13 protein-coding genes (1 of these 13 running past the window's edge) are annotated in these 13,652 nt (G+C 67.6%); 9 read left to right on the top strand and 4 right to left on the bottom strand.

Annotation, left to right across the window (positions count from 1 at the left end; all coding sequences use genetic code 11):
• Positions 1 to 87: 87 nt before the first annotated feature.
• Entirely contained in the window at positions 88 to 819 is a 732-nt protein-coding gene (locus DWF00_RS25755) for a hypothetical protein (RefSeq protein WP_114828335.1), read from the bottom strand.
• 167 nt (positions 820 to 986) lie between these two features.
• Between DWF00_RS25755 and hemH the strand changes: the two genes are divergently transcribed.
• Positions 987 to 2,042: a ferrochelatase gene (gene hemH, locus DWF00_RS25750; protein WP_114828336.1), complete on the top strand. Its 1,056-nt coding sequence runs from the start codon at positions 987 to 989 to the stop codon at positions 2,040 to 2,042.
• A 141-nt stretch (positions 2,043 to 2,183) separates the two neighbouring features.
• Here the strand turns inward: hemH and DWF00_RS25745 are convergent, their stop codons facing one another.
• Entirely contained in the window at positions 2,184 to 3,080 is an 897-nt protein-coding gene (locus DWF00_RS25745) for an alpha/beta fold hydrolase (RefSeq protein ID WP_114828337.1), read from the bottom strand.
• A gap of 45 nt (positions 3,081 to 3,125) precedes the next feature.
• Between DWF00_RS25745 and DWF00_RS25740 the strand changes: the two genes are divergently transcribed.
• The 4 genes from DWF00_RS25740 to serA all read left to right on the top strand — a co-directional run bounded on the left by DWF00_RS25740 (position 3,126) and on the right by serA (position 6,652).
• Complete coding sequence (locus tag DWF00_RS25740) at positions 3,126 to 3,623, top strand: MarR family winged helix-turn-helix transcriptional regulator (RefSeq protein WP_114828338.1); 498 nt, start codon at positions 3,126 to 3,128, stop codon at positions 3,621 to 3,623.
• A 95-nt stretch (positions 3,624 to 3,718) separates the two neighbouring features.
• The gene (locus DWF00_RS25735) at positions 3,719 to 4,705 is read left to right on the top strand and encodes an SPFH domain-containing protein (RefSeq protein WP_114828339.1); all 987 of its coding nucleotides are present in this window, start codon (positions 3,719 to 3,721) and stop codon (positions 4,703 to 4,705) included.
• Between the two features lie 7 nt (positions 4,706 to 4,712).
• Positions 4,713 to 5,159, top strand: coding sequence for an NfeD family protein (locus tag DWF00_RS25730; protein WP_114828340.1), 447 nt, complete (start codon positions 4,713 to 4,715; stop codon positions 5,157 to 5,159).
• A 236-nt stretch (positions 5,160 to 5,395) separates the two neighbouring features.
• On the top strand, positions 5,396 to 6,652 hold the full coding sequence (gene serA, locus DWF00_RS25725) for a phosphoglycerate dehydrogenase (protein ID WP_181832546.1): 1,257 nt from the start codon (positions 5,396 to 5,398) through the stop codon (positions 6,650 to 6,652).
• Positions 6,653 to 6,847: 195 nt separating this feature from the next.
• Here the strand turns inward: serA and DWF00_RS25720 are convergent, their stop codons facing one another.
• Complete coding sequence (locus DWF00_RS25720) at positions 6,848 to 7,822, bottom strand: KpsF/GutQ family sugar-phosphate isomerase (RefSeq protein WP_114828341.1); 975 nt, start codon at positions 7,820 to 7,822, stop codon at positions 6,848 to 6,850.
• Positions 7,823 to 8,213: 391 nt separating this feature from the next.
• On the opposite strand from DWF00_RS25720, the gene DWF00_RS25715 reads away from it, so the two are divergent.
• Positions 8,214 to 9,746, top strand: a complete 1,533-nt coding sequence (locus DWF00_RS25715) for an outer membrane beta-barrel protein (RefSeq protein WP_114853086.1) — start codon at positions 8,214 to 8,216, stop codon at positions 9,744 to 9,746.
• Between the two features lie 127 nt (positions 9,747 to 9,873).
• On the opposite strand, the gene galU is transcribed toward DWF00_RS25715, so the two are convergent.
• Complete coding sequence (gene galU, locus DWF00_RS25710) at positions 9,874 to 10,752, bottom strand: UTP--glucose-1-phosphate uridylyltransferase GalU (protein ID WP_114828343.1); 879 nt, start codon at positions 10,750 to 10,752, stop codon at positions 9,874 to 9,876.
• 347 nt (positions 10,753 to 11,099) lie between these two features.
• Between galU and galE the strand changes: the two genes are divergently transcribed.
• From galE to DWF00_RS25695, 3 genes are all read left to right on the top strand, one after another.
• Positions 11,100 to 12,089: a UDP-glucose 4-epimerase GalE gene (gene galE, locus DWF00_RS25705; protein ID WP_114828344.1), complete on the top strand. Its 990-nt coding sequence runs from the start codon at positions 11,100 to 11,102 to the stop codon at positions 12,087 to 12,089.
• Positions 12,090 to 12,178: 89 nt separating this feature from the next.
• Positions 12,179 to 13,423, top strand: coding sequence for a lytic murein transglycosylase (locus DWF00_RS25700; RefSeq protein ID WP_114828345.1), 1,245 nt, complete (start codon positions 12,179 to 12,181; stop codon positions 13,421 to 13,423).
• Between the two features lie 63 nt (positions 13,424 to 13,486).
• On the top strand, positions 13,487 to 13,652 hold the beginning of the coding sequence (locus tag DWF00_RS25695; RefSeq protein WP_114828346.1) for an SGNH/GDSL hydrolase family protein. It continues 1,052 nt past the right edge of the window; 166 of the gene's 1,218 nt are visible here — the first part of the coding sequence; the start codon lies at positions 13,487 to 13,489; its stop codon lies beyond the right edge, outside the window.

The following is a 13,652-nucleotide window of genomic DNA, read 5'->3' as shown; positions in this document are numbered from 1 at the left end:
GGGGCCATGATGAGGAATGTGCAGTATCGCAGCCTTGGGCCGCAAGGTTCAAGCCGGCTTGAGCAATCCCTTGGCCGGCTCAGCGATTTACATCCGGCTCCGGATATTGGCGATCGCCTCGTTGAGCTCCGCATAGCGTGCCGGCGCGTCGCGGATCGCTGCCCGCCTGTTGCGCTCTTCCTGCCAGAACCCGTCCCGTAGCCATGGCGTCAGCTTGTCCTTGCGGATGTAGTGGTCGAAGGAGGATTCATCCAGTTCTCTGGCCTCGGTCATGTATTTCTTGACCCACTCGTCGTCACGCACCTTCTCCGGCAACCAGTCGCGCATGATCTCGATGTCGTCGAGGACATGGAGCAGTTCGTGCTCCCAGATCACCACGAACAGTTTCTCGCTGAGCTTGTTCTTCTCCAATGGCCGATCAGCGTGGAGAACGTGGACCGCGATCGTCGCCTGGGCGAAGACATCGCCACCCTGGAACTGCCGCGTGATCCGATTCTGGGGCCCGGCCGCTCGTCGCCATTGCTCGTCGATGGCGGGGAACACGAAGGCAAACTCCGTCTTGACCAGCCCGTGGGTGATCGCGAGGCGGCTTGGATTGTAATTCGGCGTATCGGTGAGCAGCGCCATCATCTCCTGCGGCTTGACGAAATTCGGCATCCGCAGATCGTCGGCCACGAGCCCTCTTGGTGGCTTGAGGTCGTAACGCTGCGTTGGAATCACGACCTTGTTCGCGTGGATGATGCGGCTTTTGATCGTGTAGGCCGGGGTATTCGTGCTTGGAGGCGGCATGGCATTGCTCCGCGCCGAGAACGGCGTCATCCCGACGGATCGTCCGCTCGATGTGGGATACTGACAAGAGAGGAAGCTCACACAACCGGTGGTCCGGCGGGGCTCAGACCATGTTCTCCAATGTCGCACCCTGGCCGGTGCGGCTGGACGAACGCTCTAACTCGTCTAAATCACAGGGGAACGAAAGTCAGGGATCGATGACAGTCCAGAGCAAGCTGCCCGAGGCCGTCCGCCTGCCCTCGGATCACCCGCCGATCCGCAACGGCCGCGTCGGCGTGCTGCTGATGAATCTCGGCACGCCGGAGGGCACCGGCTATTGGCCGATGCGGGCCTATCTCAAGGAGTTCCTCTCTGACCGGCGCGTGATCGAGACCTCGCGGCTGGTCTGGTGGCCGATCCTGAACCTGATCATCCTGACCAAGCGGCCGGGCCCGAAGGGCAAGGATTACGCCTCGATCTGGAACAAGGAGCGCAACGAGGGCCCGCTCAAGACGATCACGCGCTCGCAGACCGAGAAGCTGGCCGAGCGGCTGACCGGCTTCGGCGAGGGGCGGGTCGTGTTCGACTGGGCGATGCGCTACGGCTTCCCCGACGTGAAGAGCCGGCTCAAGGCGCTGCTCGACCAGGGCTGCGACCGCATCCTGCTCGTGCCGCTCTATCCGCAATATGCCGCGCCGACCTCGGCCACGGCCTGCGACCAGGCCTTTCGTGCGCTGATGCAGATGCGCTGGCAGCCTTCGGTGCGCGTCGCGCCGCCGTATCATGACGATCCGGTCTATATCGCGGCGCTCGCAGCCTCGATGCGGGCGTCGCTGGCGAAGCTCGATTTCGAGCCCGAGGTGATCCTCTGCTCCTTCCACGGCATGCCGAAGGAGTATCTGCTCAAGGGCGACCCCTACCATTGCCAGTGCGTCAAGACCTGGCGGCTGCTGCGCGAGGAGCTGGGCCTGCCGCAAGAGCGCTTTCGCCTGACCTTCCAGTCGCGCTTCGGGCCGGACGAATGGCTGCAGCCCTATACCGACGAGACCGTGAAGGCGCTGGCGCAGGGCGGGACGAAGTCGCTCGCCATCGTGGCGCCCGGTTTCTCGGCGGACTGCCTGGAGACGCTGGAGGAGCTCGACGTCGAGAACCGCGAGATTTTTATGCACAATGGCGGGGAGAGGTTCGCGTATCTGCCGTGCCTGAATGATTCCGATGAGGGCATCAGGGTGCTCGATGCGGTGGTGCGACGGGAGCTGATGGGCTGGGTGTGAGGTTCACTTCGCCTCGCCGGGCGTGACACCCTCGACGTCATGCTCGCCCTTGTGGCGAGCACCCACGTCTTGAACGGTGCCCGCGATAAGCGAAGACGTGGGTGGTCGGGACAAGGCCGACCATGACGACGGAGGCTCGTCTCAGCCGATCACGAACCGCGTGACGCTCTCCACCACCGCCCGCGCCTGCAAGATTCGGCGATGCCCGAGCCCCTTCACCGGCTCCAGCGTCACGAACGGCCCGGCCTTGGCCAGCGCCTCGGCATGGCGGAACTCCAGCTCGCGGTCGTCGCGGCAATGGATCAGCAGCGTCGGCAGGCCGATCGTCTCCAACTGGTCGCGGCCCTCGAAGGTCTCGACCGGGGCGCCGGCGACGACGTGGATGCGCCGTTCCAGCGCTGCCTGGCCGCGGCGGCCGAGCCCGATCGTCGCGCCGAATTGGCGGGTGATCTGCGTCATCGAGGAGGGCGCGGCGATCATGGCGAGGCGGCTGGCCGTGACCTCCGGTTGTCCCGGCACGCTGCGCGCCATCGCGGCGAGCGCGATGGCGCCGCCGAAGGAATGGCTGACGATGGCGTGGATCGGCGCGAAGGCGCGCGCCACCGCCGCGAGGCTGGCGACGCCGAGCGGGAGGTTGAGCTCGCTGCCGGTCGAGTTGCCATGCGCCGGCAAGTCATAGGCGACGACGCGGAAGCCGGCCCCGGTCAACGGCGCGACGAAGGCGGTCATGAAGGCCGCCTCGCTGGTCCAGCCATGCAGGAGCAGCACGGTCGGGGCCGGTGTCTCAAACTCCGCGGCGCCCTCGGGCTCGAAGACATAGGCCGTCACCGAGCCGCAGGGATAGGGAATGGCGTGGCGCTCGGCGGCGGCGAGCCGGCCCTGCGCCGATTTGACGGCAGAACCGTTCTGGGCGGTTCGCTGTTTGCGGCGCGGCGGGGTACAAAAGAGCCTGAAGGCGATATGCCCGGCCGCCCTCGGGGCGACCAGGCTGGACATGTGGACGAGCGGGCGAATGAGACGCAGTGCAGGACCGGACATGGCACAAGCCCTTAATCGTTCAGCGATGAACAAGTATGTTCAGTCATGAACAAAAAGCAAGTGCTCAATTCCGTACCGGCAGATGGGGCTGCGCAGGCCGACCGGCAAGTGCTGCCCTGGGAGCTGCCGCGCTTCCATAACTGGATCGCGGTGGCGCGCGTGCATGCGCTCTGGAAGAAGGTGTTCAGCGAGGCGCTGGCGCCGCTCGGCATCCAGGTGGCGCATTACGACGTGCTCGCCAACATCTTCCACGTGCCGGGGCTGAGCCAGCAGCAGCTGGCCGAGAAGCTGCTGGTCGGGCGCAGCGCCATGAGCATGCTGCTGCCGGAGCTGGAGCGGCGCGAACTGGTGGAGCGTCGCGGCGACGAGGCCGACCGGCGGGTGCGAAGGCTCTGGCTGACCCCGGAGGGCGAAGCGCTGACGCGCCAGGCGATGGCCGTCCATGTCCAGCGCATCGAGGCGATGATGGACGTGCTTAGCGACGAGGAATGCCAGTCCGTCGGCGACATGATGAGGCGGGTGTCGAAGGCTTTGGAGAGCTAAGCCGCCACGGCTTGCATCATCCCGTCGCAATCGTCAGGTTGCTTGCAACGGGAGCGCGTGTCGGCGACTCATCGGCTTTGAGGGCGGGCGGTCAGATGGCTACGTTGTCGGGCTTCAGTATCTTCGTCGTCGCCCTGGTGCTGCTGGCGATCATCACCGTCGCCTTCCTGGTGAAGACCGTGCCGCAGGGCTACAACTACACGATCGAGCGCTTCGGCCGCTATTCGCGCACGCTGGGGGCTGGGCTCAACCTGATCGTGCCCTATATCGAGCGCGTCGGGCATAAGGTGAATGTCATGGAGCAGGTGCTCGACATTCCCAGCCAGGAGGCGATCACCAAGGACAATGCGGGCGTGAAGATCGACGCCGCCGCGTTCTACCAGGTGCTCGACGCCGCCCGCGCCAGCTACGAGGTCTCCTCGCTCGAACAGGCGCTGGTCGTGCTGACCATGACCAATATCCGCACCGTGGTCGGCTCGATGGACCTCGACCAGCTGCTCTCGCATCGCGACGAGATCAACGAGCGGTTGCTGCGGGTGATGGACGCCGCCGCCTCGCCCTGGGGCGTCAAGGTCACGCGCATCGAGATCCGGGACATCATGCCGCCGGCCGACATCGTCGGCGCGATGAACCGCCAGATGAAGGCCGAGCGCGAGAAACGCGCCGCGGTGCTCGAGGCCGAAGGCCTGCGCCAATCCGAGATCCTGAAGGCGGAAGGCCAGAAGCAGTCGCAGATCCTTGCCGCGGAAGGCCGCAGGGAGGCCGCGTTCCGCGATGCCGAGGCGCGCGAGCGTTCGGCGCAGGCCGAGGCAGCGGCGACCGCCATGGTCAGCGAGGCGATCAGCCGTGGCGACATCCAGGCCGCCAACTTCCTGATCGCCGAGCGCTACACCGATGCGCTCAAGGCCATCGCCAGCGCGCCCAACAGCAAGGTGGTGATCGTGCCGATCGAGGCGGCGGCGCTGGCCGGGACGGTCGGCGGCATCGCCCAGCTCACCCGCGCCGTCTTCGGCGAGGAGGCGGTCGAGGCGCGCCGGGTCGGTTCGGGCTCGGTGCCCGCCTCCGGCCGCAGCGGCGCCTGAGGCGATCATGATGGGTTGGCTCGCATCGCTCGGCGGCTGGGGCTGGCTCGTCTTCGGGCTCGTGCTGATCGGCGGCGAGCTGCTCGCGCCCGGCATCTTCCTGATCTGGCTCGGCCTTGCCGCGCTGCTGACCGGGCTCGTCGTCGGGCTGTTCGATTTCGGCTGGCAGGTCTCGGCCCTGGTCTTCGCGGGGTTCTCGATCTTGAGCGTCGTCGCCGGGCGGCTGCTGACGCGGCGCGGGTCCGACGAGCCCGACCTGGCGCAGGGGCTGAACGATCGCGGCCGGCAGCTGATCGGCAAGGTCTTCAAGCTGGAGGCGACGATGCTCGGCGGCGAGGGCCGCATCCGCGTCGGCGATTCCTCCTGGCGCGTCACCGGGCCGGAGCTGCTGGCCGGCACCGAGGTGCGGGTCGTGCGCGTCGAGGGCGCGACGCTGGTGGTCGAGAAGGCGTAGGCGGGAGTCCCACTCTCGCCGTCATGCTCGGGCTTGTCCCGAGCACCCACGTCTTTGCCTGCGATGAGCGTCGCAAGACGTGGATGGTCGCCACAAGGGCGACCATGACGGGGAAGAGCTTTGTGCGGGATGACGCGGCCTGCGTCGCCACGTCATTTCGCTGATGCGAAAGAGGACTGCCCAGAACCGCCGGCGAGGCGTATAGCGAAGCCCCCGCCGCAAGTCCGAATTGCTCCATGTCGAACCTGACCGAACGCCTGTCGCTGCCCAAGGACCGCATCCGCGTCCTGCTGCTCGAAGGCATCAACGATTCCGCCGCCGACCTGCTGGTCCAGGCCGGCTACACCAACATGACCCGCCTGCCGAAGGCCCTCGGTGACGAGGAGCTGCTGAAGGCGGTCGAGAAGGTGCATGTGCTCGGCATCCGCTCGCGCTCGCAGCTCACCGAGGCGGTCTTCGCCCGGGCGAGCCGGCTCTTCGCCGTCGGCTGCTTCTCGGTCGGCACCAACCAGGTCGATCTGGAAGCTGCCCGCACGCGCGGCGTGCCGGTCTTCAACGCGCCGTTCTCGAACACGCGCAGCGTTGCGGAACTCACTATCGGCGAGATCGTCATGCTGCTCAGGCGCATTCCCGACCGCTCGCGCTCGGCCCATGACGGCGGCTGGGACAAATCCGCCAATGGCAGCTTCGAGGTGCGCGGCAAGACGCTCGGCATCATCGGCTACGGCAATATCGGCAGCCAGCTCTCGACCATCGCCGAGGCGATGGGCATGCGCGTGATCTACTACGATCACACCGACCGGCTGCGCCACGGCAATACCGAGCCGGTCGACAGCCTGCAGACCCTGCTCGGCAATTGCGACATCGTCTCGCTGCACGTGCCGGAGACGGCGGCGACGCATGGCATGATCGGCAAGGCCGAGATCGCCGCGATGCGCAAGGGGAGCTACCTGATCAACAACTCGCGCGGCACGGTGGTCGATCTCGACGCGCTCGCCGACGCCCTGCGCAGCGGCCACCTTGCGGGCGCCGCCGTCGACGTCTTCCCGAAGGAGCCGGCATCGAACAGCGAGCGCTTCGTCTCGCCGCTGCAGGGCCTCTCCAACGTGATCCTGACCCCGCATGTCGGCGGTTCGACCGAGGAGGCGCAGGAGCGCATCGGCGCCGAGGTCGCGCGCAAGCTGGTCGATTATTCCGATGTCGGCTCGACCGTCGGCGCGGTCAACTTCCCGCAGGTGCAGCTGGCGCCGCGGCCGACCGGCACCCGCTTCATCCAGGTGCAGCGCAACCAGCCAGGCATGCTGCAGCGGCTGAACGAGATTTTTGCCCGGCACCAGGTCAACATCTCCGCCCAGAACTACCAGACCGATGGCGAGATCGGCTACGTGGTGATGGAGGCGGATCGCTCGGGGGCGGACGCGCAGGACATCCTGGCCGAGATTCGCGCGCTGGATGGGACGATCCGGGCGAGGCTGCTGTACGAACGGATGTGATCCCTCGCACTGCCGTTCGCTTTATAGAGCGCGGGGAACCCTCTCCTGTAAGGAGAGGGCAGGGTGAGGTGTAGGCCGCTGGACCAGTGAGGCGGTATGAGAGCCGCGGTTAGCTCACGGCTGAAGCGTCAAACGCCCTACACCTCACCCCTACCCCTCTCCTTACAGGAGATGGGCTCCCGCGCCTGATGCGGGTTACGCCACGCCCAGCTGCAGCAGGTCGTGCACATGCACGAGGCCGACCGGGCGCTCCTCGGCATCGGCGACGATCAGTGCGGTGATGCGCAGGCGGTTGACCATTTCCAGCGCCTCGACCGCCAGCGCGTCCGGCGCGATGCGGCGCGGATCGGGCGTCATGACGTCGCGGGCGCGCAGCGCGCCCGGCGTGCCTGAGCCGAGCTTGCGGCGCAAATCGCCATCGGTGACGACGCCGGCGAGAGTGCCGTCCGGGTCGGTGACGATGGCGCAGCCAAAGCCCTTGGCCGAGATCATCGCGACGACGTCGGGTAGCGCCGCATCAAGGCCGACGCGCGGCAGCGCCTCGCCGCGATGCATGATGCTCTCGACCGTCTTGAGCTGGGCGCCGAGCTTGCCGCCGGGGTGGTAGACGAAGAAATCCTGGCGGGTGAAGCCGCGCGCCTCGAGCAGGGCGATGGCGAGCGCATCGCCCAGCGCCATCTGCATCGTGGTCGAGGTGGTGGGGGCGAGCCCGTTCGGGCAGGCCTCCTCGGCCTTCGGGACCACCAGCGCGATATCGGCCTCGCGGCCGAGCGCGCTGTCCGGATTGGTGGTGATCGCGATCAGCCCGACGCGGAAGCGGCGGGTATAGCCGACGATGGCGGAGAGCTCGACGGCCTCGCCCGACCAGGACAGCGCCACGACGACGTCCTCGGGCTGGACCATGCCGAGATCGCCATGGCTGGCCTCAGCCGGATGGACGAAGAGCGCGGGCGTGCCGGTCGATGAGAGTGTCGCGGCGATCTTGCGTGCGACGAGGCCGGACTTGCCCATGCCGGTGACGACGACGCGGCCGCTGGCGGTGCGGATCATCTCGACGGCGGCGGCGAAGGGCGCGCCGAGGCCATCGGCCAGGGCCTCGTGCAGCGTGTCGAGCCCGGCGCGCTCGGTGGCGATGGTGCGGAGCGCCGAAGCGCGGATATCGGCTGTCATGCGCCGCGCTCTAGCACGGGAGCAGGGAGGGTATCCACCGCCTTCCCTTCTCAGGGTGGATACGCCTGCAAAAAGGTGGGGCAATGGACTGGCCGGCTCAAGCTCCTCCCTTCCCCCTTGTGGGGAAGGGTATGGGGATGGGGGGCGGACGACTGGGTACAAGGCCGCTGTATGGGCACTGCGGGCGAAGGCAGAAGCGATCGCTCCGACTTTTCGCCCCCCACCCCCACCCCTCCCCACAAGGGAGAGGGGCTCCCGCGCCCGCTTTCGCAAAAGGGGAAAGCGTCGCTCGGCCGGCACATTGACGGTGCGTTAACCGTCTTCGTTCTAACTCCGTTAACCATGCGCACCCACCCGGCTGCGCGTCCGTTTGCCTGGAGCGCGCCTCTCCGTGTCCCGCCGCGCCACGATCCTCCTGTTGTCCGGCACCGCTCTGGCCGGGCTCGCGGCGGCGCTCGTCGTCGCGACGGAGGCGCGCGCGCAGCAGGCGAGGGGCGCGCTGCGCGGCACGACGCCGGCCTATGTCGCACAGCCTCAGCCCGACCCGGTTCCGGCCGAGCCGACATCGCCCATTCCGGAAGCGGCGCGCGACCCCGCCGCGCTGATCCAGAACCAGGGCTCGGTGATTTCCCGCCGTCCCCCGCCGCGCGCCAGCCGGCCGGTGCAGTCGCCAGCGCTGCGCGGCGTCACGCAGCGCCAGTTCCGCCCGCCGCAGCCCGACATCGCCAAACTGCCGCCGGCGCCCGAGCCTGCCCCGGTGCCGCGTCGCAAGACGGTGGCCGAGGAGGATCCTTACGCGCCGCTCGGCCTGCGGCTCGGCGCTGTCACGCTCAAGCCGGCGCTCACGGCGTCGGGCGGCTACGACACCAATCCGCAGCGCTCCTCCGGCGCGACCAAGGGCTCGTATTTCGGCCGCTACGAGGGCGAGCTCAGCGTCCAGTCGGACTGGAACGTGCACGAGCTGAAGGGCAAGCTGCGCGGCGGCTATACCGAGTATTTCAAGCAGCGCGACGCCTCGCGGCCGGATGCCGAGGGGGGCCTCGACCTCAGGCTCGACGCCAGCAGGGACACCCGCATCCTGCTGGAGAGCCGGCTGAAGCTCGACACGCAGCGCCCGGGCTCGCCCGACCTGAACGCCTCCGTCACCGGCCGGCCGCTGACCTATGCCTATGGCGGCTCGGCAGGCATCACGCATGACGTCAACCGGCTGCAGTTCAACCTGCGCGGCTCGGTCGACCGCTTCGACTACGAGGACGCCAAGCTGACCAGCGGCGCGACGCTGAGCCAGCGCGACCGCAACCAGACCCAATACGAGCTGCGCCTGCGCGCCGCCTACGAGCTCACGCCCGGCATAAAACCCTTCGTGCAGGGCGAGGTCGACACGCGCCAGTTCGACCAGAAGGTCGATTCGAACGGCTATGAGCGCTCGTCGAACGGCATCGGCGCCAGCGTCGGCTCGACCTTCGAGATCAGCCGGCAACTGACCGGCGAGATCTCGGCCGGCTACCAGGACCGCAAGTACGAGGATGCCAGGCTGAAGAACCTGCGCGGGCCGGTCGGCGACGTCGCGATCCTGTGGACGCCGACGCCACTGACCACGGTGACCCTGCGCGGCACGGCCGAGCTTGGCGACACCACCATCGCCGGCAGCAGCGGCACGACGGCGCGGCGAGTCAATCTCGAGATCGCGCATGCACTGCGCCGCAACCTGACAGTCACCGGCGTCGCCGGCTTCGGCCGCACCGAATATGACGGGCAGGGCCTGCGCGAGGATTTCAGCACGCTCGGCGTCAGGATCGAATACAAGCTGACCCGGACCTTCGCGATCCGGGCCGGCTTCACGCATGAGCGCCTGAACTCGACCGCGCCGGGGTCCGACTACACCGCGAATGTCTCGCAGGTGGGGTTGCGGGTGCAGTTCTAGCGCGCGCCGTTATGCTCGGGCTTGGCCCGAGCATCTCTGGACGAGAGGGCTCCGGTGCCAGGGAGCCTCTTCCGGCACGAGCTTCTCGGGTCTCCGCTGCGCTCCGCCCGAGAATGACGAGCAGGACTTACCGCTCGATCAGCCGCTCGATCTCGGCGCGCAGGTCCGGCCCCAGATCGGCGCGGTCGAGCGCATAGGCGATGTTGGCGGTCAGGAAGCCGATCTTCGAGCCGGTATCGTAGATGTCGCCGTCGAAGCGCACCGCGTGGAACGGCTCCTGGTGCGACAACGCGATCATCGAATCGGTGAGCTGGATCTCGTTGCCGGCGCCGCGCTCCTGATGGGCGAGCAGGTTGAAGATGGTCGGCTGCAGGATGTAGCGGCCGGTGATGTGCAGGTTGGAGGGCGCGGTGCCCCTGGCCGGCTTCTCGATCATGTGGGTGATCTTCGAGACCTTGGCCTTCACGTCCTCGACGCCGACGATGCCATATTGATGGGTCTGGTCCTCCGGCACCGGCGCGACCGCGACATGGTTGCCGCCATGCCTGTCATAGGCCTCCATCATCTCGGCGAGGCAGCCCCTGCCATGGGTGTGGTGCAGCATGTCCGGCAGCAGCAGCGCGAAGGGCTCGTCGCCGATGATGTCGCGGGCGCACCAGACGGCGTGGCCGAGGCCGAGCGGCGCCTGCTGGCGGGTGAAGCTGGTCGCGCCCGCCGCCGGCAGGTCGGCCCGCAGCCCTTCCAGCTCCCGGGTCTTGCTGCGCTTGGCGAGCGTGTCGTCGAGCTCGTAGGCCATGTCGAAATGGTCCTCGATCACGGCCTTGTTGCGGCCGGTGACGAAGACGAAATGCTCGATGCCGGCGGCGCGCGCCTCATCGACGACATGCTGGACGACCGGCCGGTCGACGATGGTCAGCATCTCCTTCGGGATCGCCTTGGTGGCGGGCAGGAAGCGGGTGCCCAGGCCTGCGACGGGAAAGACGGCCTTGCGGATACGTTGCGTCATGAAAAATCCATTTCGCGCGCCGGCCGGCACGCCTGCGACGGAAGGGGATGGCGATTCCGGAGCCGGCTTCGCCCCGATCGAGGCCGGCCAAGGGAGGCTGTCGCGCGATTCTGGCAAAAGGCGGGCCAGCTCCGCGCCCTGATACCAACCGGGCCTTGCTGCATCGTCAATGCCTTTTAAGCAAACTCGGCCTTTTGCGAAAAACTCTCGCGAAGATCGAAGCGAAGCCGTGGCGTTACGCTGCCGTCCCGCTCAGATGCTCTTAACCATTGGAGGCCTGCGTCAGGCGGGCTGGTTCAACCTGTCGCGATCTCGTTCTATGCGGAGAGGGCAACAGGGAGACGACGATGGCGATTCTGGTTTCGGGCGGAGCCGGCTATATCGGCAGCCATATGGTCCTCGAGCTCGTCGACCGCGGCGAACAGGTCGTGGTGCTGGACGATCTCTCGACCGGCTTCTGGTGGGCGGTGCCGAAGGAGGCCATTTTCGTCCAGGGCGACATGGGCGACCAGGGCCTGGTCGAGCGCACCATCGCCGAGCACGGCATCACCGAGATCGCGCATTTCGCCGCCAAGATCGTGGTGCCGGATTCGGTCACCGATCCGCTCGGCTACTACCTCAACAACACGGTGAAGACGCGGGCGTTGCTGGAGAGCGCCGTGCGCGGCGGCGTCAAGCACGTGATCTTCTCCTCGACCGCTGCCGTCTATGGCGAGCCTGCCGTCTCGCCCGTGCCGGAGGAGATCGGACTTGCCCCGATCAATCCCTATGGCCGCTCCAAGCTGATGAGCGAGTGGATGCTGGGCGACGTCGCCCGCGCCCATGGCCTGACTTATGTCGCGCTGCGCTATTTCAACGTGGCGGGCGCCGATCCGAAGGGGCGTTCCGGCCAGTCCTCGGCCAACGCCACGCATCTGATCAAGGTCGCCAGCCAGGCCGCGCTCGGCCAGCGCGCCGGGCTGGAGGTCTTCGGCACCGACTACCCGACGCCGGACGGCACCTGCGTGCGCGACTACATCCACGTCACCGACCTGGCGCGGGCGCATCTCGCCGCGCTCGACCATCTGCGCGCCGGCGGTGGCAGCCTGACGCTGAATTGCGGCTATGGCCGCGGCTATTCGGTCAAGGAGGTCGTCGAGGTCGTCAAGCAGGTCTCGGGCGTCGACTTCCCGGTCAAGCTCTCGCCGCGCCGGGCGGGCGACCCGGCCTCCCTCATCGCCAAGGCCGACCGCATCCGGGCCGAGCTCGGCTGGCAGCCGGAGCATGACGATCTGGAGGAGATCGTGAAGCAGGCGCTGGCCTGGGAGGATGCGCTGAAGACGCGGAATGCGCGCTGATACGGTTGCTTTAACCCGCGATTAATCTTGTTCGGGCGCTGTGGACGACGCAATCTTTTGTCTTCACCCCGCCCGAGCGAGGTCCATCCATGCGCCGCCTGCCCCTCGTCCTTGCCGTGGCCGCCATCAGCCTCGCCCCGGCATTGGCGCAGACGACGACCGGTTCGCTCGGTCATGTGGCGCGGGCGCAGGGCGTGAAGACCGCCAGCGTGGCGCAGCCCGATGCCGGCTTCGCCGCCTTCCTGGAGAAGCTCTGGCCGCAGGCGCAGGCGCGCGGCATCTCGCGCAAGACGTTCGACCTCGCCTTTCGCGGCGTGACGCCGGATAGCTCGATCATCGGGCTGACCAAGAAGCAGGCCGAGTTCTCCGCGCCGATCTGGGCCTATCTCAACAACGCCGTCGGCGGCACGCGCATCCCACGCGGACGCGATGCGGCTGCCGACAATGCCGGCGTGCTGCAGCAGGTCGAGGCGCGCTATGGCGTGCCCAAGGAGATCGTGCTCGGCGTCTGGGGCATGGAGACCAATTACGGCTCGTTCAAGGGCGACAAGGACACGATCCGCTCGCTCGCGACCCTGGCCAGCATCCGCTATCGCGGCGACTTCTTCCGCGACGAGCTGCTGACCGCGCTGGAGCTGATCGAGAACGGCCATGTCGAGCGCAGCGAGCTGCGCGGCTCCTGGGCCGGCGCGATGGGCCATACCCAGTTCATGCCGTCGAGCTACATGAAATACGCGGTCGACTTCACCGGCGACGGCCATGCCGACATCTGGAGCTCGACCAGCGACGCGTTGGCGTCCACCGCGAACTACCTCAAGGGCTATGGCTGGGTCTCGGGCCTGCCTTGGGCGCTCGAAATCACCTTGCCCGAGGGCTTCGACTACAAGCTCAACAAGGCGAGCTTCTCGTCGTTCCGCTCCGCAGGGGTGCGCCGGGCCGATGGCGGCTCGTTGCCCTCCTCGGGCGAGGGGCGTCTGTTCTTCCCGGCCGGGCATCGCGGCCCGGTGCTGCTGCTGACCGAGAATTTCGACGTCATCAAGAAGTACAATTCCTCCGACGCCTATGCGCTCGCGGTCGGCCATCTCGGCGACCGGATCATGGGGCGCCCGGCGATCCAGGCCGACTGGCCGGTGCAGGCGCCCAGGCTCGACAAGGCCGGCACGCAGGACCTGCAAAGGCGGCTGAAGGCGCTCGGCATCTACAACCACGACGCCGACGGGCGCATCGGCACCGGCACGCGCGAGGCGGTCAGGCAATACCAGCTCAAGATCGGCGAGATCGCCGACGGCTACCCCACCCCCGCGCTGCTGGCGAAGCTGCGCGCCTCCCGCTGACGCCGGCCCGTTTCTGCATTATATTGCTGGCTGGCGCCGCTGACCGGCGTGGGATCTGGCCCGATGCGACTGCGTTCGCTCTTCATGGTTCTGGCAGCCGCCCTGCTCCTGCTGGCGACGGGCGGGCCGGTCTCGCTCGCCCAGAACGCGCCGCCGCCGAACCGCAGCCTGTTCAACCTGTTCTGGCAGATCCCCGAGCGGCAGGCGGCGCAGCCGAGGCAGCCGCCGC

Origin of the sequence: Allobosea caraganae (assembly GCF_003351345.1) — a bacterium.
GTDB classification, from domain to species: domain Bacteria; phylum Pseudomonadota; class Alphaproteobacteria; order Rhizobiales; family Beijerinckiaceae; genus Allobosea; species Allobosea caraganae.
Note: the sequence above shows the minus strand (reverse complement) of the source record. Positions and strands in the feature narration are given on the sequence as shown.

Excerpts from the sequence above, each read along its gene's own strand:
- DWF00_RS25755 (WP_114828335.1), bottom strand. The coding sequence starts at position 819 with ATGACGCCGTTCTCGGCGCGGAGCAATGCCATGCCGCCTCCAAGCACG.
- hemH (WP_114828336.1), top strand. The coding sequence starts at position 987 with ATGACAGTCCAGAGCAAGCTGCCCGAGGCCGTCCGCCTGCCCTCGGAT.
- DWF00_RS25745 (WP_114828337.1), bottom strand. The coding sequence starts at position 3,080 with ATGTCCGGTCCTGCACTGCGTCTCATTCGCCCGCTCGTCCACATGTCC.
- DWF00_RS25740 (WP_114828338.1), top strand. The coding sequence starts at position 3,126 with ATGAACAAAAAGCAAGTGCTCAATTCCGTACCGGCAGATGGGGCTGCG.
- DWF00_RS25735 (WP_114828339.1), top strand. The coding sequence starts at position 3,719 with ATGGCTACGTTGTCGGGCTTCAGTATCTTCGTCGTCGCCCTGGTGCTG.
- DWF00_RS25730 (WP_114828340.1), top strand. The coding sequence starts at position 4,713 with ATGATGGGTTGGCTCGCATCGCTCGGCGGCTGGGGCTGGCTCGTCTTC.
- serA (WP_181832546.1), top strand. The coding sequence starts at position 5,396 with ATGTCGAACCTGACCGAACGCCTGTCGCTGCCCAAGGACCGCATCCGC.
- DWF00_RS25720 (WP_114828341.1), bottom strand. The coding sequence starts at position 7,822 with ATGACAGCCGATATCCGCGCTTCGGCGCTCCGCACCATCGCCACCGAG.
- galU (WP_114828343.1), bottom strand. The coding sequence starts at position 10,752 with ATGACGCAACGTATCCGCAAGGCCGTCTTTCCCGTCGCAGGCCTGGGC.
- galE (WP_114828344.1), top strand. The coding sequence starts at position 11,100 with ATGGCGATTCTGGTTTCGGGCGGAGCCGGCTATATCGGCAGCCATATG.
- DWF00_RS25700 (WP_114828345.1), top strand. The coding sequence starts at position 12,179 with ATGCGCCGCCTGCCCCTCGTCCTTGCCGTGGCCGCCATCAGCCTCGCC.